The 23737-nt window shown below is 40.9% G+C and carries 27 protein-coding genes and 1 other annotated feature; of the genes, 24 read left to right on the top strand and 3 right to left on the bottom strand.

Annotated elements, in window-relative coordinates; translation table 11 throughout:
* The first annotated feature begins 73 nt into the window (after positions 1-73).
* The 4 genes from AC0VZ9_RS17925 to AC0VZ9_RS17910 all read left to right on the top strand — a co-directional run bounded on the left by AC0VZ9_RS17925 (position 74) and on the right by AC0VZ9_RS17910 (position 4537).
* A complete protein-coding gene (locus AC0VZ9_RS17925) occupies positions 74-1087 on the top strand; it encodes a hypothetical protein (protein WP_475396581.1) in 1014 nt (337 codons plus the stop codon).
* 72 nt (positions 1088-1159) lie between these two features.
* Positions 1160-1846 carry a response regulator transcription factor gene (locus AC0VZ9_RS17920; protein ID WP_019382505.1) on the top strand — a complete coding sequence of 229 codons (687 nt, stop codon included), beginning with the start codon at positions 1160-1162 and terminating at the stop codon, positions 1844-1846.
* The gene (locus AC0VZ9_RS17915) at positions 1830-3251 is read left to right on the top strand and encodes a sensor histidine kinase (RefSeq protein WP_475396580.1); all 1422 of its coding nucleotides are present in this window, start codon (positions 1830-1832) and stop codon (positions 3249-3251) included. The genes AC0VZ9_RS17920 and AC0VZ9_RS17915 overlap by 17 nt, the downstream gene beginning before the upstream one ends.
* Before the next feature lie 254 nt (positions 3252-3505).
* Entirely contained in the window at positions 3506-4537 is a 1032-nt protein-coding gene (locus AC0VZ9_RS17910; protein ID WP_475396579.1) for an STAS domain-containing protein, read from the top strand.
* 56 nt (positions 4538-4593) lie between these two features.
* Here the strand turns inward: AC0VZ9_RS17910 and AC0VZ9_RS17905 are convergent, their stop codons facing one another.
* Positions 4594-5223, bottom strand: a complete 630-nt coding sequence (locus AC0VZ9_RS17905; protein WP_009333575.1) for a flavodoxin family protein — start codon at positions 5221-5223, stop codon at positions 4594-4596.
* Between the two features lie 130 nt (positions 5224-5353).
* Between AC0VZ9_RS17905 and AC0VZ9_RS17900 the strand changes: the two genes are divergently transcribed.
* The 11 genes from AC0VZ9_RS17900 (at position 5354) to AC0VZ9_RS17850 (ending at position 13812) form a co-directional block, all read left to right on the top strand.
* Complete coding sequence (locus AC0VZ9_RS17900; protein WP_475396578.1) at positions 5354-5755, top strand: VOC family protein; 402 nt, start codon at positions 5354-5356, stop codon at positions 5753-5755.
* Positions 5756-5760: 5 nt separating this feature from the next.
* A complete protein-coding gene (locus AC0VZ9_RS17895; RefSeq protein ID WP_009333577.1) occupies positions 5761-6615 on the top strand; it encodes an alpha/beta fold hydrolase in 855 nt (284 codons plus the stop codon).
* Positions 6615-7085, top strand: coding sequence for a GNAT family N-acetyltransferase (locus AC0VZ9_RS17890; RefSeq protein ID WP_475396577.1), 471 nt, complete (start codon positions 6615-6617; stop codon positions 7083-7085). Before AC0VZ9_RS17895 ends, AC0VZ9_RS17890 begins: the two co-directional genes overlap by 1 nt.
* Before the next feature lie 104 nt (positions 7086-7189).
* Complete coding sequence (locus AC0VZ9_RS17885) at positions 7190-7867, top strand: NAD(P)H-dependent oxidoreductase (RefSeq protein WP_019382509.1); 678 nt, start codon at positions 7190-7192, stop codon at positions 7865-7867.
* Positions 7868-7978: 111 nt separating this feature from the next.
* Entirely contained in the window at positions 7979-8920 is a 942-nt protein-coding gene (locus AC0VZ9_RS17880) for a hypothetical protein (RefSeq protein WP_019382510.1), read from the top strand.
* A gap of 17 nt (positions 8921-8937) precedes the next feature.
* Complete coding sequence (locus tag AC0VZ9_RS17875) at positions 8938-9747, top strand: GNAT family N-acetyltransferase (RefSeq protein WP_251156804.1); 810 nt, start codon at positions 8938-8940, stop codon at positions 9745-9747.
* Between the two features lie 27 nt (positions 9748-9774).
* A complete protein-coding gene (locus tag AC0VZ9_RS17870) occupies positions 9775-10218 on the top strand; it encodes a GNAT family N-acetyltransferase (protein WP_009333582.1) in 444 nt (147 codons plus the stop codon).
* An 88-nt stretch (positions 10219-10306) separates the two neighbouring features.
* Positions 10307-10547 (bottom strand) — a binding site (T-box leader).
* A 262-nt stretch (positions 10548-10809) separates the two neighbouring features.
* A complete protein-coding gene (gene corA / locus AC0VZ9_RS17865) occupies positions 10810-11766 on the top strand; it encodes a magnesium/cobalt transporter CorA (RefSeq protein WP_009333583.1) in 957 nt (318 codons plus the stop codon).
* Positions 11767-11924: 158 nt separating this feature from the next.
* The gene (locus tag AC0VZ9_RS17860) at positions 11925-12452 is read left to right on the top strand and encodes a GNAT family N-acetyltransferase (protein ID WP_009333584.1); all 528 of its coding nucleotides are present in this window, start codon (positions 11925-11927) and stop codon (positions 12450-12452) included.
* Positions 12453-12668: 216 nt separating this feature from the next.
* A complete protein-coding gene (modB, locus tag AC0VZ9_RS17855) occupies positions 12669-13337 on the top strand; it encodes a molybdate ABC transporter permease subunit (protein WP_009333585.1) in 669 nt (222 codons plus the stop codon).
* 340 nt (positions 13338-13677) lie between these two features.
* Positions 13678-13812, top strand: coding sequence for a hypothetical protein (locus AC0VZ9_RS17850; protein WP_019382515.1), 135 nt, complete (start codon positions 13678-13680; stop codon positions 13810-13812).
* Between the two features lie 55 nt (positions 13813-13867).
* Here AC0VZ9_RS17850 and AC0VZ9_RS17845 read toward each other — a convergent pair whose 3' ends face one another.
* Positions 13868-15067, bottom strand: coding sequence for an iron-containing alcohol dehydrogenase (locus AC0VZ9_RS17845; RefSeq protein ID WP_475396576.1), 1200 nt, complete (start codon positions 15065-15067; stop codon positions 13868-13870).
* A 278-nt stretch (positions 15068-15345) separates the two neighbouring features.
* Between AC0VZ9_RS17845 and AC0VZ9_RS17840 the strand changes: the two genes are divergently transcribed.
* From AC0VZ9_RS17840 to zupT, 8 genes are all read left to right on the top strand, one after another.
* Entirely contained in the window at positions 15346-15774 is a 429-nt protein-coding gene (locus AC0VZ9_RS17840) for a MarR family winged helix-turn-helix transcriptional regulator (RefSeq protein WP_252245171.1), read from the top strand.
* An 87-nt stretch (positions 15775-15861) separates the two neighbouring features.
* Entirely contained in the window at positions 15862-16800 is a 939-nt protein-coding gene (locus AC0VZ9_RS17835) for a ring-cleaving dioxygenase (RefSeq protein WP_475396575.1), read from the top strand.
* Positions 16801-16820: 20 nt separating this feature from the next.
* Positions 16821-17423 (top strand): alpha/beta hydrolase, encoded by a 603-nt coding sequence (locus tag AC0VZ9_RS17830; RefSeq protein WP_009333589.1) that lies wholly within the window; start codon positions 16821-16823, stop codon positions 17421-17423.
* Positions 17424-17534: 111 nt separating this feature from the next.
* Positions 17535-18146, top strand: coding sequence for an NAD(P)H:quinone oxidoreductase (gene wrbA / locus AC0VZ9_RS17825; protein ID WP_019382520.1), 612 nt, complete (start codon positions 17535-17537; stop codon positions 18144-18146).
* 64 nt (positions 18147-18210) lie between these two features.
* Positions 18211-19056: a pirin family protein gene (locus AC0VZ9_RS17820; protein ID WP_019382521.1), complete on the top strand. Its 846-nt coding sequence runs from the start codon at positions 18211-18213 to the stop codon at positions 19054-19056.
* A 121-nt stretch (positions 19057-19177) separates the two neighbouring features.
* A complete protein-coding gene (locus tag AC0VZ9_RS17815; protein WP_475396574.1) occupies positions 19178-19597 on the top strand; it encodes a DUF1801 domain-containing protein in 420 nt (139 codons plus the stop codon).
* A gap of 146 nt (positions 19598-19743) precedes the next feature.
* A complete protein-coding gene (locus tag AC0VZ9_RS17810) occupies positions 19744-21096 on the top strand; it encodes a glycosyltransferase family 2 protein (RefSeq protein ID WP_019382523.1) in 1353 nt (450 codons plus the stop codon).
* Between the two features lie 257 nt (positions 21097-21353).
* Entirely contained in the window at positions 21354-22163 is an 810-nt protein-coding gene (zupT, locus tag AC0VZ9_RS17805; protein ID WP_009333594.1) for a zinc transporter ZupT, read from the top strand.
* A 51-nt stretch (positions 22164-22214) separates the two neighbouring features.
* On the opposite strand, the gene AC0VZ9_RS17800 is transcribed toward zupT, so the two are convergent.
* Positions 22215-23075 carry a YitT family protein gene (locus tag AC0VZ9_RS17800; protein WP_051005566.1) on the bottom strand — a complete coding sequence of 287 codons (861 nt, stop codon included), beginning with the start codon at positions 23073-23075 and terminating at the stop codon, positions 22215-22217.
* 156 nt (positions 23076-23231) lie between these two features.
* Here AC0VZ9_RS17800 and AC0VZ9_RS17795 point away from each other — a divergent pair, with 156 nt between their 5' ends.
* Positions 23232-23735 (top strand): NUDIX hydrolase, encoded by a 504-nt coding sequence (locus tag AC0VZ9_RS17795; protein ID WP_009333596.1) that lies wholly within the window; start codon positions 23232-23234, stop codon positions 23733-23735.
* The last annotated feature ends 2 nt before the right edge of the window (positions 23736-23737 follow it).

Below are 23737 nucleotides of genomic sequence, written 5' to 3'. Positions count from 1 at the left end.
TGACATATTGCCCGGATATAGTAAAGTCGAGGTTAAGAATGCTTGGCCTTGAAAATATTCAGGAGGTATAGGAATGAAAAAGACAATCATTGGTTTTAGCCTTGCAGGTTTATTATTGGCAGGTGGATATGCGACAACATCTTTTGCATCTGATACAGTAACTTCTGCAGAAAAAGGCGAGTTAAGCTGGAAATTTAAAAACAAGTGGTTTGGACATCATGGCAGGGGGTTTACTAATGACTCTGAATCTGTCCTTCAAAGGGCTGAAGAGCTCGGCATTAAAACAGAAGGAAAAGATGCCGAAACTTTAATTGGTGAAATCAGGGAAGAAGAAATTCTGAAAGAAGCGAAGGAGCTTGGGATTAAAACGGATGGAAAAGATACTGAAGACCTTATGAAGGAAGTAATGCTTGCTAAGCTGAAAAAGGAAGCTGCAGAATTGGGCATCAAGACAGAAGGAAAAGATGCAGAAGCTCTTCATGAAGAAATCGGTACAGCAAAACTGAAAGAGGAGGCCAAAGAACTGGGAGTATCGACTGAAGACAAAGATTTGGATACTCTTAAAAAAGAAATACAGGCTGCTTCCTTAAATAAGAAGGCAAAAGAGCTTGGGATTTCTACTGATGGAAAAGACTTGCAGACCTTATCAGAAGAAATATACACAGCGTCCGTAAAAAAAGAGGCAGAAAAGCTGGGAATCTCCATAGAAGGCAAAGATATCAGGGAAGCTTGGCAAGAGGTGTTTTCCGTGATGGTCAAAATAGAAGCGAAGGAACTGGGCATATCAATAGATGGGAAATTTATTCAGCAAATTGCTCAAGAGGTCAGGGAGAAAAAAGTGACTGACCTCGCTAAGGACTTGGGTATTTCCACCAATAATAAATCAACAGCAGAACTTATCTCGGAAATAGAAGAGAAGGACAGTGCTAAATTACAGGATGTACTCGGAGAAAATTTTATGGATATTAAAGGGTTGGGCATGAAGGAAATGAGAGGCAGTCATGGGCATGGGAAAGATGGCAGCATGAAGCAGCGCGTATCTAAAGAAAGTCTAACTGAAACAGGTACAGACTCAGGCTCTTTGTAATAAGTTTTAAAAATCCCCGTGTACAAATCCGGGGATTTTTCTTGTATAGTTAACATATTGGAGGAAAGTAAAATGAAAAAGATCCTTGTGGCAGAAGATGAATTGGCTATTTCCAGGGTTTTAAGCGCCTATTTGCAGCGAGAAGGGTTTGAAGTTCTAACAGCATATGACGGCACCAGTGCTCTTGAGCAATTTTTCAGTCACTCACCACAGCTTGTGATCCTGGATATTATGATGCCTGGCATGGATGGCTGGAGTGTGCTTGAAAAAATTCGTGAAAAAAGCGCATGTCCTGTTATCATGCTTACAGCGCTGGGGGATATTGATTACAAGCTGAAGGGCTTGAATACAGGTGCAGATGATTATATTTCAAAGCCTTTTATCGGAGATGAGGTTATTGCACGTGTGAATGCCGTATTGAGGCGATCAGCAAATGTGTACACGGATGAACATATAAATCAATATGGAAGTTTAACGATAAATTTTAATGCGCATACCATTTTCCTGAATGGCAAGGAAGTAAGTTTGACTCCGCGAGATTTATCATTGCTTCTGTTTTTGGCTGAACGGCCTAACAGAACTTTCACCAGGGATCAGTTGATTGAACATGTCTGGGGAATGGATTATGACGGAAGCGACCGTGCTGTCGATTTGGCCGTAAAGAGGATACGGCAGGCATTAACAGACTGGCCGGAAACAGAAGGTGAAATAAGGACGCTCAGAGGAATGGGGTACCAATTCCATGTTTATGAAAAATAACAAAAGAACAACACTGCTCCGCTATTGGACAACCCGCTATCTTATTACACTTGTCATCGGACTTATCTTACTGGCAGCGGGATCTATGTGGTGGATCAGGCAGACAACACTTGAAAACCGGCTGAATTTGCTGCAGTACGTTGCTGTTGAAACAGCAGATCGTGTCGTACAGCAGGACGGCGGCATCGAATTTGATCCATTTTTTAATAGAATGCTGGAGGAAAGAGCGAAGCTGCTGGAATTTAAGTTTGATCCCCAGGTTTTTATAAGCGATTTAAATGGACAGATATTATATAAAAAATCTGGACGTATGCAGAGAAATAACCAGGCTGGTCCCAATCTCGGAACTTTGCCTGCAGATTTGCTTGAGAACCAAAAGAACGTCCAAAAACTGGAGACAGAGGATGGTCAGGCAGTGTATGCGGTTAAGTCGGAGATATCATTCGATAATAACCAGGTTGGATGGGTCGTGGTGGTCCAAAGCGCAGATGATTTGACGAATGTAAATCAGGAATATTCCTTGTTATTTATCATGCTCACAGGATTGGGTTTACTCGGATGGAGTGTCATTTATTTTCTTTCCAGGAAAATTTCGAGACCCATTCAGGAAGTGGCTCAAGCTGCCTCGAAGGTCAGCGAAGGTGACTATAAAATCGAACTGAAAGCCAGGGCCAATGAGGAAGAGATTCATAATTTAATCATATCGTTTAAAGAAATGACTGAGCGGCTTATGCACCTTGAAAAACTTAGGGCAGAATTGCTGGCTGGGGTCACACACGATTTGAAAACACCTGTCACATCTATAAGCGGTCTAATTCAGGCAGTGCGTGATGATGTTGTAAGCGGGGAAGAAAAAGAGGAATTTCTTGATATTTCTTTAAAAGAAGTCAGCCGTTTGCAGAAAATGATTGAGGACTTGCTCGATTTTAATTCTCTTTCGTCCGGTGCTTTTTCAATCAGGCCCGAAAACTGTGATATGAATAAGCTCGTGCAGGATATTGTAAGACAATGGGCACTGGCTCAGAAAGGCCATTTTCACTATCGTGTAGAAGTGCCCTCTGAAACCATCTGCAGATCAACAGACCCGTACCGTCTGCAGCAGATTATGATTAATTTATTGAATAATGCTTATCATGCCATTGATGAAGATGGCAGCATTACTGTTATATTGAGTGAGAAATTTATTGAGGTTCATGATACTGGTTCAGGAGTAGCGGAAGAGGAGCAGCCTTATATTTTTGAGCGTTTTTACAGGGGTGAACAGAAAAAGCTGAAAGTAAGAGGCATTGGCTTGGGGCTTCCATTCAGCAAACTGCTGGCTGGTGCTTTGCACGCAAATTTATTTCTAAAAGAAAGTTCGGCAAAAGGCAGTACATTTACGATTATGTGGGAAGAAGAAGGGTAGGTATAAGCGGGAAGACTTGCTTGCCTATCTTTTTTTTGGAGGTGAATAAAAAGAAAGTGCGAAAAGTTGAATGGATTTTGACTCGCAGGCGGCAAATTTCAGCAGCTATATTTCAAAGGTTTTTTTCATATTTAATAAGGGTTTAACAGAAGCATATACATTTTTGACTCCGAAATAATCTTGAGGGTAGAATAATAATGTTCTTTAAATAGATGACTAGACAGCAACGAAAGTATAAAATGAGGGGGCATTCGATGGAGACTAAATCTTCCAAATATGAAATAAATGTAAATGGATCTTTATTCGATTGGGATTTGGATGATGCAACGTTTAGATTTGAGAACGACGATGTGGTAGTATTTTGGATAAACACAGCTTTCAAGACACTGCTGGACTCCATTGAAGAAATCTCTGGTGAAGAGTCGGCCAAGCTTGTGCTGGAAACAGCAGGGTACCGTACAGGGAAAATTGTCAGCAAATTTTATTTGGAATCGAATAAAGAAGAAGAAGACATTATCAATCATCTGCCCAATATTTATCTAACTGCTGGTTGGGGAAAAACAGACATTGTTTCCTTCTGTCTCGAAGAAAAGAAAGCCATTGTACGTGTTAACAGCGGCTGGGAATATAAGATTAATATTGCTCAAAAGAAAAAAACAGAAGGCACTTTTTTGCCTGGACATTGGGCAGGGGTGTTAAGCGGCCTGTTTGAAACAAATATATGGTATAAAGTGAGGCAAAGCCAGGTCCAGGGGGGCCAGTATTCCGAATACGAATTTTTCGAATCCGAAATTACACCTTCCCAGAATATTAGCGCAATGATAAAAGAGCGGACACAAAGCTCCCAGAAAGAGCTGGAAAAGGAAATTGCTGAGCAGACCAGAGTATTGTCTGAAATCATTAAAGAGATTTCTTCTCCTATTATACCTGTGATCGATTCCATTTTAGTCATCCCTTTGGTTGGAAGATATGAAGAGCTGCGGGCAGAGGAATTGCTGAACAGAACATTACTGAATCTTCCCCGATATAAAGCTGAGTATCTAATACTGGACTTAACTGCATTAAAAGGGGTAGATCAATATACTCTGGATTTCCTGAAGAAATTTGTCCGAGCCGCTTCCCTATTGGGCAGCAACTGCATATTTGTCGGGATTTCACCAGAACTTAGCCTCCAAATAATAGAGAGCGGAAATAAAGAAACACAAATTCCTTGTTTTTCTATTCTGCAGCAGGGTATCACCCACGCACTGGATCAATTGGGATTGGAGATTTCTCCTAAAAGATAATGAGGAAAAACCAGCATTTAGGGCCAATGCTGGTTTTTTACTGCTTATTAATGCAACTAGACTTTAACGATATTTCCTTCTGCAGGTATCGGATGAGCTTTCAACATTCTAGCAAAATGGATTAAATTATAGGCCATTATTTTGGCATGCTGTCTTGTGAAGTCATTTTCATAGCCCTTTGCTTCAATGAAGGATGGGCCGGGACCAGCCTCTCCAACCCAATAGGTGTCAACATTTGGCGGTATGGTGAATCCCATATGGGAGAGTGAATATAGCACAGAACGCGAAACATGTTTGGCTCCATCTTCATTGCCAGTCACCACTACGCCGCCAACCTTATTGTAATAAATATACTGCCCTTTTTCATTGGTCAGACTGCTCCCTCCATATAATCTTTCGATCACTTTAGTGGTGATGCTGCTTTGCTCGCCAAGCCAGATCGGAGAACCAAGGATAAGGATATCTGCCTCTTCAACCTTCTTAAAAATATCCGGCCATTCATCCTCCTGATCCACAGCTTCAGAAGTAATGCCATATCCAATCTTAAAGTCTGCAGCTGTAATGACCTCTGTTTCCACTTCCGTTTCATCAAAAAATTTAATAACCTCATCTATAAGTGCATCGGTATTGGAGGGTTCACTGCTCTTTTTTAGCGTACAGTTTAATACTAAAGCATTAATTGTCATGGTTAATCAACTCCCTTTCTATTATCCAATACTCTTAATTCCCTTTACTTTGGTTCAAAAACAATAAAATAAAGGAAATGTGATGATTTTAACGAATTACATAAATTGGAATGGGATGGGAGGACTGAAAATGATCTATGAAATGACGATTCAATTCAGGGTGCTGGACATGAAAAAGGGACTGTGGTGGTACGAAACTTTGCTTAATAAAAAACCTGATTTCATTCCGCATGAAGGATTTGCAGAGTGGGAACTCATCACAGGGTGCTGGCTTCAGATAGCTGAGGGAACTCCCAGTATAGGAAGCGGTCCAATTAGGCTGGGTGTGCCTGATCTTGAACAGGAACGTGAAAGGCTGATCACAGCATTAAAAATAACACCATTTGATATCCATACGAGGAAAGAAGTCCCTGTTAAGTGGGCAACATTCTCGGATCCCTGGGGAAATAGAATTGGATATTTTGAATATATCGATAAGCATGAAAGGGAAACTCAAATAAAAAAGGTAATCAAAAATGAACTGGGGAGATGACAGCTATGGATCATCATTTTATAGAAAGAGAGGAAGACTTTACCCTTCATTATCTGGAATGGATACCTGCATTCGAGAATGACAGCCTTCCTGTAATATGCATTCATGGGAACCTTTCAAATGGAAGAATGTTCAGGTGGATTGGGGAAAAACTATCTCAAGGAAAATGGGGAAAACCAAGACGGGTCATTTCAATTGATTTAAGAGGGTGCGGGGACAGCGGCCTTCCGAAGACCGGCTTTACAATCCGGCATCTGGCCAGTGATATTGAGGCGGTTCTCCAGCACGCCGGAATTGAGAAAGCACACTTTATTTCATTTTCCAGGGGAGTCCCGAATACTGTGCAGTTTGCAGTAGATTATCCGGGCAAAATAAAGGGCTTTGTGGTAGGGGACTTTCCTGCAAAAAGCTTTGTTATGAAAAAGGAATGGGTTGAAAACATAATCGCCAGATATAAAGTTCATCAGACATGGGAGGAGCTTTATCAGGCTATCTCCCCTAATCAGGAAATCAGCCCGGAAGAATTTGCAGAAAGAAAGGAAGAATTCTATGTGAAAAAAGAAGATGGAATTCACGCAAGGGTTCATAAAGATCTCCCCATGAAACTTCAGATGGATTCAGAGGATTTGGACTTAACCTATGGGCTGGATCAAATTGAAGGGCCGGTCCTTTTATTGCGCGGAGAGGAAAAAGGCACTCTGATAAAGGAAGAAGAGGTGCAGGAATTTAGAAGATATCACCCTTCATTAAAAGAAGAATTGATTGCAGGGGCAGGACATTCCGTTTTTGATCCGAAAGAACAAACAGAAAGTATTTTCAAAGATTATTTTGAAAGCCTTGACATAAAAAGGAGGACATAATGAAGATTCGAAGTATTGGCCATTCAGAGCCCCCTCCTATGAACCTGCTATTATTGGCAGATCCTTCAATTGAATTTATTGAGGATTATCTAAATCGAGGGGAAACATATATTGCTGAACTTAACGGAGCAGCAGTCGGCGTTTATATCCTTCTTGCCACAAGGCCAGGAACCTGTGAGATTGTTAATATTGCCGTTAGTGAAAAATATCAGGGAGAGGGCATCGGCAAAAAACTTCTTCAGCATGCAATAGAGCTTGCTTTTCAAGGTGGAAATAAAACCCTTGAAATTGGTACGGGGAATTCCAGTATCGGGCAGCTGGCTCTTTACCAAAAATGCGGTTTTAGAATCACTGGGGTCGATAGAGATTTTTTTGTGCGGCATTACAAAGAAGATATCCATGAAAATGGAATTCATTGCCGGGATATGATCAGACTGTCTATGGATTTACAAAGACAGAGCCCAAAATGATTAGGGAGGGCAATGAAAAGGGCAAACTAAAAGCTGATTTCATGAATGTTATGCTGTAATGTGTTACGTTAAAATTAGAACAGTCAGAAAAGGAGTGTTTGGTTTTGCGTGAAAAGGAAAATTTAAAGGAAGACATTCTGAATGCCTATCAATTCAGGCATGCGACAAAGGAATTTGATCCAAATAAAGAAATTCCCGAAGAAGATTTTCGATTTATATTGGAGACAGGACGTCTGTCACCAAGTTCATTTGGCTTTGAACCATGGCGTTTTGTGGTTGTTCAGAATCAGGAGCTCCGTGAGAAAATTAAGAATGCCTCCTGGGGAGCATTCGGTAAACTGCCTGAAGCAAGTCACTTTGTTTTAGTCCTGGCAAGAACGAAAAAAGATACTAAATATGATTCCCAGTATCTGCAGGATCATTTTAGAAATACTCTGGGGATGCCCGAAGAAATGATGGAAAAATATTTGCAGCGGATAGAGGAATTCCAGAAGTCAGATTTTGATCTTCTGGAAGGAGACCGCCCTCTCTTTGATTGGGCCTGTAAGCAAAGCTACATCGCACTGGGGAATATGATGACCGCTGCTGCACAAATTGGCATAGACTCCTGCCCAATTGAAGGTTTCGATATCGAGAAAATGAATAAGCTGCTGAATGAGGAAGGTTTGCTTGAAGAAGGAAGCTTCGGGCTGTCGGTAATGTGTGCATTTGGGTACAGAGTGAAAGACCCAAGGCCGAAAACACGCAGACCATTCGATGATATTGTAAAGTGGATTGATTAGGAAAAGAGCTTTGACTCTTTTCCTTTTTTATTGCTTAAGAAAGGAAATTGAAATTATAGCTAGAAAACTAATAAGAAATCAAATACGCCTAATTATGAAAGGAAATAATTTATGAAGATAACGAAAGAAAGATTTGAGAATACAGGCAGATGGATTAAAAGAAATGCAAGGCCGCTTGAATCAGCTTTATGGTCATACCATTTTGAGGATCGTAATGATGAAGGGGTAATAAAATGTATTGAAGCTTTTCAGAATGACGATGGAGGATTCGGCCATGGCATTGAACCTGATTTCTGGTCCCCTTACTCTTCCCCGATGGCTTCATGGGCGGCCGGACAAATTTTGATGGACATTGAAGCAAAACCCGAGTTAAATGTTGTACAAAAACTAGTCAATTATTTAGAACACAGCTATATGCATGAGAAGAAAATGTGGCCATCAGTTACGCCTTCAAACAACGAGTACCCACATGCTCCATGGTGGCATTGGACAGAGAATGTCCAGGAAAATTGGTCTTATAACCCAAGTGCGGAGCTTGCCGGGTTCTTATTGCATTGGTCATCGTCTGGAAGCCGTGCTGCTGAAATAGGGTGGAAAACAATTAAGAATGCATCTGATTACTTAATGGAAGCCGATGAGATGGATAGACATGAAATTAACAATTTTCAGCAGCTGGTAAAGCTAATGTCTAAGCAGGAAATTGAATTTGATTCCAGAATTAATTACTCTCTCAAGCATACGGCTGAGAAAGTGAATGCTCTTGCATACAAAGCTGCCGGGAAGAACAAAGGAGATTGGGGATTAGGCTATACAGCCACTCCCTTGGATTTTGCTGAGCATCCAGAAGATTCTCTTTCTATGAAATTTGGAACGTTAATTGATGATAATCTTGATTTCTATATTGAGCAGATCTCAAATGAAGGAACATGGGATATTTCCTGGAGCTGGGGACAATTTGATAATGAATTCCAAATTGCACGCAATCATTGGAAAGGAATACTTGCAGTTAAGCGATATAAAATATTGCATTCTTTTGGAAGGCTTGACGTTTAATAAATGAGGTGAAAATTATGAATCTAGTGATGAAAAGTGACTTAGCTGAGAGGCTGGACCAGGCAGAGACAGATGTGCTGCACTCCAGATTGACAGCTATTAAAAATCGGGATGAAAACCCAATGGGCGTTGAGATTAAAAGAATTGGCCAGACAACCGCTTTTTTTGCCAGGAATATTCCGGGTCCATCATTCAATCTCGTTAAAGGATTTAAGGAAGCCGATACAGAAGTTCTGGATCAAATAGTTGATTTCTACCAGGGAAAAGGAATCCCAATTCGATTGGAGATCACACCATCAAACGGATCATCAGATTTACTGAAGCTGCTTCATCAAAAAGGATTTTATCAATGTGATTTCCATACCACTTTGTTTGCGGAGCCTTCAGATCTTGTGGATCTTCCCATTCATGCTGGCATTGATATACGCAGGATACAAAGAAAGGAATTTGATCTTTTCGGCGAGGTATATACAAAGGGATTTGGCATGCCTGGTTTCCTTAGCCAGGGGATAGCTGAAAATAATGAGGTGCTTTATGGCAATGAAAACTGGGCCTTTTACCTAGCATTTGTAAACAACGAACCAGCTGGAATAGGTGTCATTTTTATGGAAGAAGGGGTGGCAAATCTTGCGGCCGCGGCTGTTTTGCCTTCTTTCAGAAACATGGGAGTCCACAGCGCGCTTATTCAAGCCCGAATCTGCCAAGCGATTACAAATAATGCCGAGCTGCTGACTGGTCAGGCAAGGTTTGGTTCGGTAAGCCAGAATAATATGGAAAAAGCAGGTTTGAAAATTGGATATACAAAAGCAATTTGGATAAGGGAATAAAACCGCTTGAAGGCAGGAAGGTGCAAAATGAAGCATAAGATACATATCAGGAAAACGGCTATTGAGGATATTCCCAAGCTTGCCCGTTTAATGGGAGACTTGGGTTATCCTGTATCGCAAGAGCAAATGGAAACAAGACTTAATAACATCGGCTCACATCCTGATTACTGCACATTAGTGGCATGTCTAAAAGATAAGGTTATTGGCATGGCTGGATTCCATACAGGTCTTTTATACAATACTGACGGCATTCATATCCGTGTTATTGCTTTAGTTACTGATAGTAATTACAGAGGGATTGGTGCAGGCAAGAAGCTGATGCTGGCTGTGGAAGATTTTGCAGAACAATTGGGGGCTGCCGGAATCGTACTAAATAGCGGAAACAGGACTGAGCGTGAAGACGCTCATCATTTTTATTTAAGTTTAGGGTATCAGGCAAACAGTACCGGGTTTGTGAAAACTCTCAACTAGGCAGCGGGAATTGAGGTGAAGGAATAGGAAAACCAGGCTGTTAAAGAGCCTGGTTTTTCTTTATAAAGAAGCTTTTGCATCCATCCCAGAAAGGGACGAGTCTATACTCGCGATACCACTCTAATTCCGCAGTTCAAAACTGTAGCACTCAGCTACGTACAATCATACGCGTTCCAATGTAACGGTGGAAAACCCGTCAAAGCTTAATGTATTTCAGCTTTGCATCTCAGAGATGATCTTCGGATCAGGTACTGGACACCGGCTTTCACCATATGCCGGCTCTCTTTGGAAAAGCATTCCTGTCTTACTCTTCTCGTCATCGACTTATTATTTGAAATTAATTAGTTGACAAGTAAATATTTTTTGTTAATTAAAATTACTTTTTTGGATAAAAGCGTTAAAGTAGACGGATATAGAGGTATTTACCGAATTATTACAGTAGACTGACTAGAATAAGAAAGTATTTTCTTGTTTAACAGTGCAAGGTGAAGAGGTAAATAATAAATATTCAATTGGAAGAGTGCTCATTAGGATATCGTTATCAAAAGTGGAAAAAATACGTTTACAGAATGGAAAGACTAGGAGACAATCATGATTAGAATACAAGCTGTAAATAAGAAAGATGAACTGCAGAAAGATATTACATTTGAGAGGCTGAAAGCAGAGTGGGAAAGTTATAAGTGGTTTTGGGTTGATTTTGATCAGCCAAACGAGGAGGAAACAGCTGAACTCGACAAGACTTTTCATTTTCATCCCCTGGCAATAGAGGATTGTGTTGTTAAACTCCAGCGTCCTAAAATGGATTATTATGAAGACTACAGCTTTTTTGTCACCCATAGCTTAAATCATATTAACGAAGATAAGCAGGAAATCAACTTTTTCATCGGTTCAAATTACATAGTATCGTACCACCATGAGCTCTCCAAAGAAATGAATGATGTTTGGGAAAGGCTGAGCCAGAGTAAGAAAATCAATAAATGGGACCCCTATTTGGTCATGTATCATATCATTGATAAAATAGTGGATAATTACTTTCCCATCGTTTATCACCTGGAAGATCGTTTGAGTCTCATTGAAGATAATCCAAATGATGAAACCATGGAAGAATTATTGGAGAAATTATTTGATATCCGTCATCATTTATTGCAGATAAGATATACAGTCATTCCGATGCGGGATTTAATATACCGTGTCATTAATTCTCATAGGCTTAAAGGCGTAAAGGAAAGATACGAATACTTTGCTGATATTCATGACCATTTGTTGAAATTGACTGAAATGATTGATGAAAACAGGGAATTGACGACCGATATCCGTGACAGTTATTTATCGATCAACTCCCATCAGACAAACCGGGTGATGAGAGTCCTTACCGTGATAACCACCATATTCATGCCATTAACCTTCATAGCGGGCATTTACGGAATGAATTTTGAAAACATGCCGGAATTAACATGGAAATATGGTTACTTTGAAACGCTGTTTTTAATGTTTATTATTGCCTTAGGCATGTTTTGGTGGTTTAAGAAGAAGGGCTGGTTTCGATAAAAGCATAATGAAAGCTTTGCCTGAAATTTTTGGCAGAGCTTTTTTTATTGGTTTTGTTTTGAGGAAGGGAGGAGAACTTTTTACTTATATGGAATGTTAATGTAATAGATTCGCCAGAGGCGGATTGGATAGAAAAATTAAGAAACGGGTGAACGGGTATGGATATTTTCGAGGTTAAATCCATTGAAGGATATAAAAAAGAGCTGTCCAAACTATTAATTGAGGTGGTAAATGAGGGAGCGTCAATAGGGTTTCTGCCTCCGCTTGATCAAGCTAAGGCAGAGGAATATTGGGAGGATTTATTAAAAAACAATGATGTGGTTTTGTTTTTAGCTGTAATGGATGGAAAAGCTGCCGGAACAATCCAGCTCCATTTATGCCAGAAAGAAAATGGAAGCCATCGTGCGGAGATTGCAAAATTAATGACTGACCCCTCCATCCGCAGAAAGGGTTTGGGACGATTGCTATTAAAAGCGGCAGAAGATAAAGCGAAACAGGAGGGCCGAAGCCTGCTTGTACTTGATACAAGAGAAGGTGATGTTTCCAATATCCTTTATCAATCAGCAGGATATGTTAAAGCAGGCATCATACCAGGCTTCGCACAGTCTGAACAAGGCAATCTGGAGGCGACAGTGATTTATTATAAAAATCTAAACGTGACTTATGACACAAAAACTTCAAGTTAATAGAATGCTTCACTAAATTTTTCATTTATAATGATAAGGTATATTATATTTACAGATGTATTTCTATTTACAAAGGAGTTTATATGATTATTTTCAATCAGCTGGGAGTATTAAAAGAGAGTAAAAACCGGGATACGGAACAGCTTTTCTACGTATTTATGCAATCTGAACAAGGTATTTCTAAATGGAGCAATACGGTTTTTCTTACCTGCTGAAATGATTCAATCCGAATACTTTTGGTCACCGGTTAAACTCTCACTGGAAATTGCCTCTATATCGCTTCTCGCTGTTTTAGTGATAGGGGTTTTAGCTGCAAAACTGATGGCAAATCGGACGTTTAAAGGCCAGGCAATTATAGATACTTTGCTGCTTTTGCCATTGGTCCTTCCGCCTTCCGTTGTAGGATTTCTGCTTATTGTGGTTTTTGGAAAGCAATCTTTCGTCGGACGAGGGATTGAATCGCTGTTTAACGGGCCAGTCATTTTTACGTGGTGGGCTGCTGTCATTGCCGCGGCCGTTGTAGCATTTCCACTGATGTATCAATCTGCCAGGGCTGGTTTTGAATCCATTGACAATGAGATTGAAGACGCCTCAAGAGTCGATGGTGCATCAGATTTAAAGGTTTTTCTGTATGTAACGATGCCGCTGGCTTCTAAAGCCATCATGACAGGAGCAATATTAAGCTTTGCCAGGGCAATAGGGGAATTCGGCGCCACATTAATGTTTGCAGGCAATATTCCCGGAAAGACACAAACACTTCCCACCGCGATCTACGTTGCTATGGATTCAGGGGATATGGAACTGGCTTGGATGTGGGTTTCAATTATATTACTTATTTCAACTTCCATGCTTGTGTTCATGAATTTTATTAAGAAACGTTTCTAGAAAGGCGGAATGCAGTCATGTGCAAACCTCCTTTTTTTTGTGTGAGCAATTGGATTAATTCACATCAATAAGCGCCAATGTTCATGAGTATTCTATCTGAAAAGCACTATTCCTAGTGATAAGCGCCATTGGCTGATGATGATTCAGTCCAAAAGGCATTATTCTCATTCATAAGCGTCATTGACTGCTGTTAATTCAGCCTGAAAGGGTGCTATTGGGAATAGATTAGCGCCCCACACACAAGCTGATTTTGCTTGATAGGCAATATCTAATCATAAGAGAGCCATTCGTTCTTTATTGTTGAACCTTGAATCGTATAGCCAAGCTAAGGGAGAGAGAAATGCTTGCATACATATACGAAAGCATTATTATCACAGGGATAAGCCTGTTAACAGCCAATGTATTTTTTCAGAGCGAAGGTGCTCCTGGTGAGTGGCAGTTTATAAGAAGGTATATTGAAACTGGTATTTCTTAAATAAACTTTTAACAAATTGATTTTTAAATAAAGAAAGGCACAGGAATTTCCCTTTTTAATCTTTTATCAGCTGGTACAGTCTAAACATATCATCTCTGCTGAAGATTTTCGGAACAGGATACAGGGGATTGGCTTCCTTTAAGGCACGTTCAGCCATGATTGGAATGTCCCTGTCTTGAATTCCGCTTACTTTTGGCGGGATCCCCATTCTGCTGTTTAGGGATTTTATGCTAAGAATAAAATTTTTAGCATTTTCTTCAGCCGAATCTGACACATTGCCGATACCTGCGGCCACTGCCAGCTCGGCCAAAGGGTCCCATACTGCCTCTCCATAATGCTCCAGGACATATGGAAGGATGACGGCATTTGCCAAACCGTGAGGGACCGAATAAAAACCTCCGAGTGTATGGGCAATAGCATGAACATTGCCAACATAGGCCCTGGTGAAAGCCAATCCTGCAAGATACGCAGCTTTCTGCATATTGGCTCTTGCCGTCAGGTTTTCGCCATTCTGGTATGTTTCATAAAGATTATCATAAATTAGGCGGACTGCATTTATGCTGAATTTTCTAGTCTCTGCTGTATTGCTTCTGCCAATGTAGGCTTCGATGGCATGGGTTAGTGCATCCATACCGGTTGCAGCTGTGATATGAGGAGGCATTTTTAATGTAATCAACGGGTCAAGAACTGCATAATGCGGGATTAAGTTCAAATCAATAATCGCATATTTCTCGTGTGAGCTGCTGTCAGTAATGACCGCTGCAACGGTGGCTTCACTTCCAGTACCTGCCGTGGTCGGGACTGCAAAAATGGGAGGGAGCTCTTTTCTAACCTTAAATTGGCCTTTCATTTGTGAAATGCTTTTCTCTGGCCTCATAACTCTTGCACCAACTCCTTTGGCGCAATCCATCGGAGAACCCCCGCCAAAAGCAATAATCCCCTGGCAGTCATTCTTTTTATATACCTCAAGTGCTTCTTCTATATTCGTAATTGTAGGATTTGGAATGGTTTTATCATATATATAAAACTCAATGTTCTTTTTCTGTAAATTTGAAAGCAAACCATCCATTAGGCCAAGACCACTGATGCCGGTGTCAGTTACAATCAGAATTCTGCTGATCTCATTCTTCTTAATAACATCAGGAAGCTTGTCCAGGCTATTGGGACCTTCTAATAATTCCGGTTCCCGCCATGGCAGAAAAGGCGATGCCAGCTTGAAGGTTTTTTGAACCATTCGGCAGTATATTTTATACATTCCCTCACCCCTACTTATCGGAAAATTCTAATATTACGAAATCATATATACCTTTATGTTAAAGAAGAAGTCAATATGCTGAATGATGTAAAATTATCAGTGATTAAAAATGAGTTAAAACACTTGGCTAAATTAATTCAGCTTTCTTCCCTGCCTTTCTCGTTTTCAATACGGAATGATGAAAGAGTTCAATCCGGATGATTGACACAATCATAAATATATTTTATAATTATCTCGAAATCAAGATAAATTAATTCGAAGTATTGGCAGGTGATAATATGAAAAGGCCTTGCCCTAACCCGGCATTCCTGATTCTCATGCAGACATCCAAATCCATTCATGAATGCATAAAAGACAGTATCACCAATTATAGCCTTAGCATGACCGAGTTTTCAGTGCTGGAAGCTCTATACCACAATGATATGCAGACGATACACGAAATTGGAAAGAGGATATTAATTACGAGCGGCTCGATGACTTATGTAATTGATAAGCTTGTGGAAAAGGGATATGCCAAAAGAATCGCATGTCCGAATGACCGCCGGGCGATTCATATTGGTTTAACTGACAAAGGAAATAAGTTATTGGAAGAGATTATGCCGAAACACCAGCAAAGGGTGAACACTTTTTTTGAAGAACTGAATTCAGATGAGCTGGATGATTTAATAAATTTACTTGAAAAAGTTAAAAAGCGGACAGAGATTTAAATTAATATCTTGAATTAAAAATATTTGAATTGAAATGAGTTTTATTGGCTGAATTTAGGATACATTAAATAGGAAGAGGTGTTTACAGTGGGCAGAAAAACTAGCGGGATCCATCATATCACTGCCATCGTCGGCCATCCGCAGGAGAATGTCGATTTTTATGCAGGATTACTAGGTTTGAGAATGGTCAAGCAGACCGTAAATTTTGATGACCCCGGCACTTATCATCTGTACTTTGGCAATGAAGAAGGAAAGCCGGGGACAATCATTACTTTCTTTCCATGGGCAAATGCTTTCCAGGGAGTTATAGGGGATGGCCAGGTTGGGGTCACCTCCTATGCCATTCCCAAAGGTGCCCTTGGATTTTGGCAAGACAGATTTAAGAAATTTAATATTTCTTACACAAGGGAAAAAAGATTCGGAGAAGAATCGATAAAGCTTCTTGATCCACATGGCCTTGTATTAGAGTTGGTAGAAAGAGATGAGGGAGAAATAAATACATGGTCTTTTGGAGGCATCACTCCAGATGCTGCAATAAAGGGATTTGCTGGGGCGACTCTTTATTCATCCCAGCCTGAACAAACGGCACATCTGCTTGAAAGGGTAATGGGCCTTGAACGTATTGGGGAAGAGGAAGAAATGATCCGGTTCCAATCCACTGCCCAAATCGGCAATGTCATAGACCTGAAAAAGGTTTCCGGCAAGCGCGGCCAGATGGGTGTCGGTACAGTCCATCATATCGCCTGGCGGGCAGAAGATGATGAGGATCAATTGGAGTGGCAGGAGTATATGAGGTCAAATGGATATGGTGTGACGCCAGTCAGGGATCGGAATTATTTTAATGCCATTTATTTTCGGGAGCAAGGGGAAATTCTGTTTGAGATTGCAACCGACCCTCCTGGATTTGCGCATGACGAATCACCTGGGAAAATGGGAGAGAAGCTGATGCTTCCTGAACAATATGAGGATATGAGAAATCGCATCGAGCGGAAATTAATCCCAATTGAAGTTAGGGAACTGGATTAAAACGAAGAGGGGAAGATACTATGAAACATATTTTTCAACAAGGAAAAGATCCTTCTAAACCTGTATTATTGCTGCTTCACGGAACAGGAGGTACAGAAACTGACCTGCTTCCGCTTGCAGGGCATATTGATCCGGAGGCTTCCGTTCTAAGTGTGCGCGGAAATGTGCTGGAAAATGGTATGCCGAGATTTTTCCGCAGACTGGCAGAAGGTGTCTTTGATGAAGAGGATTTGATTTTTCGCACTAAAGAATTAAACGGATTTTTAGATGAAGCTGCACAGAAATACAAATTTAAGCGTGAAAACATAGTGGCAATTGGCTATTCCAATGGAGCTAATATTGCAGGAAGCTTATTATTCCATCATGAAAACTCCTTAAGAGCAGCGATTCTGCACCATCCGATGGTTCCAAGGCGTGGTGCTGAATTGCCTGATCTTAGCGGAACATCAGTATTTATCGCTGCAGGAACCAATGACCCGATTTGTCCCGCAGAAGAATCTACTGATTTACAGTCTTTATTGGAAAGTGCAGGAGCGAAAGTCGAGCTTCACTGGGAAAGTTTTGGACACCAATTAACCATGGGTGAGGTTCAAGCTGCAGCCCGCTGGTATAAACAAATATAAAATTAGTTAAGGCAATGAATTAATAGGGAAGAGTATGAAAGAATAGGCGGTGCTGATATGGGTATCCTATCAAGGTTATTTGGAAATTCAACTAAAAAGGAGACGATTAATATGGAAAATGTGAAATTGGCCGTAATTTTTTACAGCATGGGCGGAACAAACTATCAATTGTCTAAATGGGCGGAGGAAGGCGGCAAAGAAGCTGGTGCGGAAGTCAGGGTTTTTAAGGTTCCAGAATTGGCACCGCAATCTGCAATTGAAGGCAATCCTGTATGGAAAGCAACTGTCGAGGCAACAAAGGATGTGCCTGAAATCAAGCCGGACGATCTTGAATGGGCAGATGCCATTATATTCAGCGTGCCGACCCGTTTCGGCAATATGCCTTCCCAAATGAAGCAGTTCCTTGATACAACTGGCGGTCTTTGGGCGAAAGGAAAGCTTGCGAATAAGGCAGTAAGTGCAATGACATCAGCCCAAAATCCTCATGGGGGGCAGGAAGCAACAATTCTTTCCCTTTATACAACAATGTATCATTGGGGAGCGATTGTCGCTGCTCCTGGATATACAGATCCGGTTCTCTTCGGAGCAGGAGGCAATCCGTATGGAACTAGCGTAACAGTTGACCAGGATGGAAAAATGATTGAAGATGTGAAGGAAGCTGTTAAGCATCAGGCGAAAAGAACCGTCACAGTTGCCGGGTGGATTAAAAAAGGTAATCAGTAAACATAAAAGATGGAGCAATTGTTATTCAATTGCTCCCTTTACATGTAAAGGGGAGAAATGGCGTATGGAAAATGAGGAGATTACTAAGCGGGAAATTGCTTCAATCAGGAAAGTATATCTGCAGGAGCATAGCCCCATTCATGCAGCAGGCCCTGTGATAGAACCAGGGAATTGGGAGAAGTTTGACCCATTCCTTCTGATGATGGAGGATAAATTTCAAAAAGGTGCGTTTGACATCCATCCCCATCGCGGTATAGAAACCGTAACTTATGTTATTGAAGGGGCTATTGAACATTTCGATAGTCATTCCGGTGAAGGAGGAGTGTTAGGGCCAGGAGATGTTCAATGGATGACAGCAGGCAGCGGTGTCGTTCATAACGAAGTGCCATCAGAAGGAATAACTGCCCATTCGCTGCAGCTGTGGATCAATCTGCCCAGCGGGAAGAAAATGACAGCGCCTAGATATCAAAATCTTAAAGGCAGTGAAGTTCCTGTCAGAGAGGAAGATGGCGTTATTTTTAAAGTCTTCTCCGGATCCTCAAAGGGGGTTGTATCTCCTGCCTTAAATCATGTGCCTGTAACGATGGTTGAAGCTAACATGAAAAAAGGAGCGGAAGCCTCGCAAGATCTGCCTGGAAGCTACAAGGGCTTCATCTATATTATAGAAGGCAGCGGGGTTTTTGGAGAAAATGAAGCATATGCAGCAAAAGGCCAGGTTCTTGAATTGGGAGATGGCGGGGACGCTGGAAGCGAAATTTTCATCAAAGCCGAAGAGCCTTTGCGCTTTTTACTATATGCAGGCGAGCCAGTCAAAGAACAGGTTGTTGCCCGTGGACCGTTTGTTATGAACACGGAAGAAGAAATACGAACCGCATATAAGGAGTATATGGAAGGTACCTTTCTAAAATAAGAAGAGGGTGAGGAGCAATCATATGGTTGCTCTTTTTTTGCCGGGAGTATTGGTTTTCAGAAGGACATTACCTGTATTTTAGAGAAGTACTAATCAAATCCAAATAAGGAGTTGGCCTATAATGTATGAAGTTAAAACCAAAGAGAACGATAACAGTGTAATTGATTTCATAGAAAAAGTTGAGAGTCCTAAAAAGAGGGAGGATGCATATAGGCTGCTGGATATCTTTACAGAAACGACAGGCTATCAGGCAAAAATGTGGGGACCAAGCATCATTGGCTTTGGTTCGTATCATTATAAATATGCAACTGGTCATGAAGGGGATGCACCACTTGTTGGCTTTTCGCCAAGAAAGGCAAAAATTAGCCTTTATTTTGCACCCGGGGATAGAAAAAGAGATGAATTGCTTGAAAGGTTTGGGAAACATACCACCGGAAAAGCTTGTGTTTACATAAATAAGATTGCAGATATCGATGTAGAAGTGCTAAAGGAATTAATTGTTCAATCAATTGATTTTTTAAGAGGGACTTACCCGGAGTAATAGGAAGTCCAGTATGTAAATACTCTCGGATCCATGAGGCAGAAACACTTATTCATCCGCCCGGAGATCTGGTGTTATTTACCAGGTTACTTGACTCTCAGAATGATATATTTTTTAATTAAGTATATCATTTTGAAGGTGAGCCTATGAAGCCAAGTCTAACACCCATCGAGCCGGCAGCAAGACACGGAAGAAAAAAATTATATGTCTCCATTAATAAAAAGTTTGTACTCAGCCACCTCTCTTCAGCAGTATGGCTGACTTTTTCTATATATCTATCGCTGCCATGGCTGAAGGACTTATCGGAAATTGTCACACTCCCGATCAGTATTCTTATTATTGGCGGTATTGCCTATTTACCTGGCTATATGAATGCCTTTCTGGTGATGAGCCTGCTTTTGGACAGGCAGCCTTCATTTAAAAATCCGGATCCTGATAAGGAAGTGACATTGCTGGTAGCTGCCTTCAATGAAGAGAATACAATCTTTCAGACGTTAAGCTATGTGGCAAGCCAGGATTATAAAGGCAAAATTAAAGCTATTGTCATAGACAATCGTTCTTCAGACAATACCTATTGTGAATTAGTAAGGGCTCAAAAAGAGCTTAACCTTGAAATCAAGGTTTTAAAGGAATCTAAGCCGGGAAAATTCCATGCGTTAAACAAAGGGCTGCAGCATGTGACAACAGAGTATGTTATCTCGCTTGATGCCGATACCCTGCTTCATCCTTCAGCGGTCCGCTTTTTAGTGGCACGCATGGAAAGCAGTCCTGAAGAAGTGTGTGCCGTAGCAGGCTCCATGCTTGTGCGCAATAGCCGTGAAAACCTATTGACTAAAATACAGGAGTGGGATTATTATCTGGGGATTGCTTCAATAAAGAGGCTGCAGGGGTTATATCAGGGAACACTGGTTGCTCAAGGGGCCTTCAGTTTGTACAAAACAAATTCCGTCCGCCAGGTAAATGGCTGGCCCGATGCCATTGGCGAAGATATTGTCTTGACATGGAGACTTCTTCAGAAAGAATGGAAAGTGTATTTTGAGCCGCTGGCTGCAGCATTTACGGATGTTCCTTCCAATCTATCACACTTTGCAAAGCAAAGGTCCAGGTGGGCAAGGGGAATGATTGAAGGCCTGAATGAAATTAAACCATGGAATCAGCCCCAAATTTACACAAAATATTTAACGGGCGTTAACCTTGTTATGCCATATCTGGACATGGTGTATACTTTCTTCTGGATCCCTGGATTAATGCTGGCATTCTTCGGTTATTTCTGGGTAGTTGGTCCAATGACCTTATTTGTCCTGCCGCTTACAATTCTAAGTTACGGTATCTTATATATGTATCAAAAGCATTATGTTTTTAAAAATCTTAATTTGAAAGTAAGAAAAAATATATTAGGTTTTTTTGCATTTATCCTTTTTTATCAAATGATTATGTCGCCCATATCTGTATGCGGATACTTTCAGGAACTTTTCAAGTTAAAGCGTGTCTGGGATTGATCTTCGCTGTGGCAAGTAGCGGAGGTTTTTTTGATTTTTTAATGCACATTTTCCTCAATCATTCTTATAATATTGAAGAAAAAAGAATTGCAGAGTCATTTTTATTGCTTTTGGTTTGCGTTGGAGATAAAATGTTTACCAAAGTAAACTTTTTAAGTTAGGCGCATATACTTTTAGTAATCTAGGATATATATTTTTTTAACGCAAAAGTTGCCCCAGTGAAACTTTTTGGCAACAGTGAAAAAGGAGAGAGTGAAATGTCGCAGGAAGTATTATTTGCATTAGGTCTCACATTGTTTGCCGGCTTAGCGACAGGTATTGGCAGTTTAATGGCTTTTTTTACTTCTAGAACGAATACGAAGTTTTTATCATTGGCACTTGGATTTTCGGCAGGTGTAATGATTTATGTCTCTATGATTGAAATATTTGTAAAAGCAAAAGATGCGCTTGTAGGAGCATTAGGTCAAGTAAACGGCAATTGGGCAACTGTTGGAGGTTTTTTTGGGGGGATAGTCCTTATTGCACTAATAGATCGGTTTATTCCTAAAAAGGATAACCCGCATGAAGTAAGAACAGTTGAAGAGATGAATGATGCAGGCAAGGTTGTCGAAGATCCGGCACTCTTAAAAATGGGGACCTTTGCTGCTTTGGCGATTGCGATTCATAACTTCCCGGAAGGAATTGCAACTTTTACATCTGCACTTCAGGACCCATCGCTTGGAATCGCCATTGCGGCGGCTATCGCGATCCATAATATCCCAGAGGGGATTGCTGTCTCAGTTCCTGTCTATTATGCCACTGGGAGCAAGAAGAAGGCTTTTAAGCTCTCATTTTTATCAGGGCTCTCAGAGCCAATTGGCGCATTTGTCGCATACTTGATTTTAATGCCATATTTAAACGATGTAATGTTTGGTGTCATTTTTGCTGCAGTTGCCGGAATAATGGTGTTCATTTCTCTAGATGAATTATTGCCGGCTGCCAAGAAGTATGATGAAGCCCATACTTCCATTTATGGACTTGTGGCAGGAATGGCCGTCATGGCGCTCAGCTTGCTGCTGTTTTTATAACAAAGAAAGCAGTCTCCTATTGTGCAGGAGGCTGCTTTCTTCATTTCACAATTAATGAGCTGTGCCTTTGTCAAAGTTGCTGCCGCTGACATCGGCAATATTTTCTATAGCCACTAATGCATTCGGATCGATATCTTCCACAATCGAACGGAGCGTAGATAATTCAATCCGTGTTACGATGGTATAAATGATTTTTTTCGGCTCCCCGGTAAAAACACCCTGGCCCTGAATATAGGTCATCCCCCGCCCTAATTGCTTCATAAGCTCTGCAGAGATTTCTTCAGGCATATCGGAAATGATCGTAACTGACTTCAGCTCTTCCATACCTTCCACAACGATATCAATCATTTTATATGCAATATAATAGGTGATAATGGAGTACATGGCAGTTTCCCAGCTGAAAACAAGGAAGGCCGCAAGAATAAATATAAATACGTTGACAATCATGATGAATTGGCCGACAGACACTGGGCGCTTCTTGCTGACTAGGATGGCGATAATTTCTGAACCGTCCAAAGCTCCGCCAGTCCTGATCACAAGGCCGACCCCTGTACCGAGAATGACAGCTCCAATGACCGTCGCTAAAAATAAATCATTGGTTACCGGCTCAAAATGATGCAGATAAGCGGTACTGGCAGATAAAACAATAACACCGTATAACGTATGTATCGTAAATTTCATTCCTATTTTACGGAAGCCAATATAGAGAAATGGCAGATTTAAAACAATCAGGAATATACTCATGGTTAACCCGGTCAGTTCAGCAGCGATAATGGAAAGACCGATAACCCCGCCATCGAGAATATTATTGGGAACAAGGAAAAACTCAAGTCCTGCCGCTGCAATCACCGCACCTAGCGTAATCATGATGAGCTGCCTTATCTCTTTTATTACCCGTTTTTTCTTTGTCATTGCCAATATGATCAAGCCCTTCTTTTTTAAATACTTTCATATTATAGCACTTATAAAGAAAAATCTTTAAGCAGGAACCACTTAGCTGCAAAAAAGGAAATAATACGGGAAGCGTTGAATGTAATTAATTGGATTAAAAAAAAGCGAGGTAAAAATATGACTGCTGCTTACGTGGATTGGGGCGGAGCAAGGATAAAATTAACCTGGAAGGAGGCAGCCTATCTTCCAGAGAGAGAATTTATTACGAGCGCTCATGGGTTTTGCTTTTTAGAGGGAAAGGTTTTATTAGTGAATTTGCAGAACCGGGGGTGGGATATTCCCGGCGGCCACATAGAAAAGGGTGAAAGCCCGAAGCAATGTTTTAAGAGAGAAGCCATGGAAGAAGGCTATGCCGAAGGGCAGTGCACACAATTGGGATATATTATCGTAGACCATAGCGAGAATCTGCAGTGGACTGAAAGCAGCGTATATCCCAAAATAGGCTATCAGGTTTTTTATCATATGGAAATAGAAAGAATGTACGACTTTGAAGCCCGGTATGAGTCATCAGAAAGGAAGCTGGTCGATCCTCTGCAAATAACTGAGTTTTGCAAGGGATGGCATGAAACACTTGCTGAGGCTTTAAACTCAGCAATGAAAAGGAGTTCCTCCATTTTATGAAC

This window comes from Cytobacillus sp. QJM3NY_8 (genome assembly GCF_056173585.1).
The sequence above is the reverse complement of the archived record's forward strand: the minus strand, read 5'-3'. Positions and strand labels throughout refer to the sequence as shown.

Bases quoted from the DNA above. Each gene is read 5' to 3' on its own strand.
- AC0VZ9_RS17925 (WP_475396581.1), top strand. From the start codon at position 74: ATGAAAAAGACAATCATTGGTTTTAGCCTTGCAGGTTTATTATTGGCA.
- AC0VZ9_RS17920 (WP_019382505.1), top strand. From the start codon at position 1,160: ATGAAAAAGATCCTTGTGGCAGAAGATGAATTGGCTATTTCCAGGGTT.
- AC0VZ9_RS17915 (WP_475396580.1), top strand. From the start codon at position 1,830: ATGTTTATGAAAAATAACAAAAGAACAACACTGCTCCGCTATTGGACA.
- AC0VZ9_RS17910 (WP_475396579.1), top strand. From the start codon at position 3,506: ATGGAGACTAAATCTTCCAAATATGAAATAAATGTAAATGGATCTTTA.
- AC0VZ9_RS17905 (WP_009333575.1), bottom strand. From the start codon at position 5,223: ATGACAATTAATGCTTTAGTATTAAACTGTACGCTAAAAAAGAGCAGT.
- AC0VZ9_RS17900 (WP_475396578.1), top strand. From the start codon at position 5,354: ATGATCTATGAAATGACGATTCAATTCAGGGTGCTGGACATGAAAAAG.
- AC0VZ9_RS17895 (WP_009333577.1), top strand. From the start codon at position 5,761: ATGGATCATCATTTTATAGAAAGAGAGGAAGACTTTACCCTTCATTAT.
- AC0VZ9_RS17890 (WP_475396577.1), top strand. From the start codon at position 6,615: ATGAAGATTCGAAGTATTGGCCATTCAGAGCCCCCTCCTATGAACCTG.
- AC0VZ9_RS17880 (WP_019382510.1), top strand. From the start codon at position 7,979: ATGAAGATAACGAAAGAAAGATTTGAGAATACAGGCAGATGGATTAAA.
- AC0VZ9_RS17875 (WP_251156804.1), top strand. From the start codon at position 8,938: ATGAATCTAGTGATGAAAAGTGACTTAGCTGAGAGGCTGGACCAGGCA.
- AC0VZ9_RS17870 (WP_009333582.1), top strand. From the start codon at position 9,775: ATGAAGCATAAGATACATATCAGGAAAACGGCTATTGAGGATATTCCC.
- corA (WP_009333583.1), top strand. From the start codon at position 10,810: ATGATTAGAATACAAGCTGTAAATAAGAAAGATGAACTGCAGAAAGAT.
- AC0VZ9_RS17860 (WP_009333584.1), top strand. From the start codon at position 11,925: ATGGATATTTTCGAGGTTAAATCCATTGAAGGATATAAAAAAGAGCTG.
- modB (WP_009333585.1), top strand. From the start codon at position 12,669: ATGATTCAATCCGAATACTTTTGGTCACCGGTTAAACTCTCACTGGAA.
- AC0VZ9_RS17850 (WP_019382515.1), top strand. From the start codon at position 13,678: ATGCTTGCATACATATACGAAAGCATTATTATCACAGGGATAAGCCTG.
- AC0VZ9_RS17845 (WP_475396576.1), bottom strand. From the start codon at position 15,067: ATGTATAAAATATACTGCCGAATGGTTCAAAAAACCTTCAAGCTGGCA.
- AC0VZ9_RS17840 (WP_252245171.1), top strand. From the start codon at position 15,346: ATGAAAAGGCCTTGCCCTAACCCGGCATTCCTGATTCTCATGCAGACA.
- AC0VZ9_RS17830 (WP_009333589.1), top strand. From the start codon at position 16,821: ATGAAACATATTTTTCAACAAGGAAAAGATCCTTCTAAACCTGTATTA.
- wrbA (WP_019382520.1), top strand. From the start codon at position 17,535: ATGGAAAATGTGAAATTGGCCGTAATTTTTTACAGCATGGGCGGAACA.
- AC0VZ9_RS17820 (WP_019382521.1), top strand. From the start codon at position 18,211: ATGGAAAATGAGGAGATTACTAAGCGGGAAATTGCTTCAATCAGGAAA.
- AC0VZ9_RS17815 (WP_475396574.1), top strand. From the start codon at position 19,178: ATGTATGAAGTTAAAACCAAAGAGAACGATAACAGTGTAATTGATTTC.
- AC0VZ9_RS17810 (WP_019382523.1), top strand. From the start codon at position 19,744: ATGAAGCCAAGTCTAACACCCATCGAGCCGGCAGCAAGACACGGAAGA.
- zupT (WP_009333594.1), top strand. From the start codon at position 21,354: ATGTCGCAGGAAGTATTATTTGCATTAGGTCTCACATTGTTTGCCGGC.
- AC0VZ9_RS17800 (WP_051005566.1), bottom strand. From the start codon at position 23,075: ATGACAAAGAAAAAACGGGTAATAAAAGAGATAAGGCAGCTCATCATG.
- AC0VZ9_RS17795 (WP_009333596.1), top strand. From the start codon at position 23,232: ATGACTGCTGCTTACGTGGATTGGGGCGGAGCAAGGATAAAATTAACC.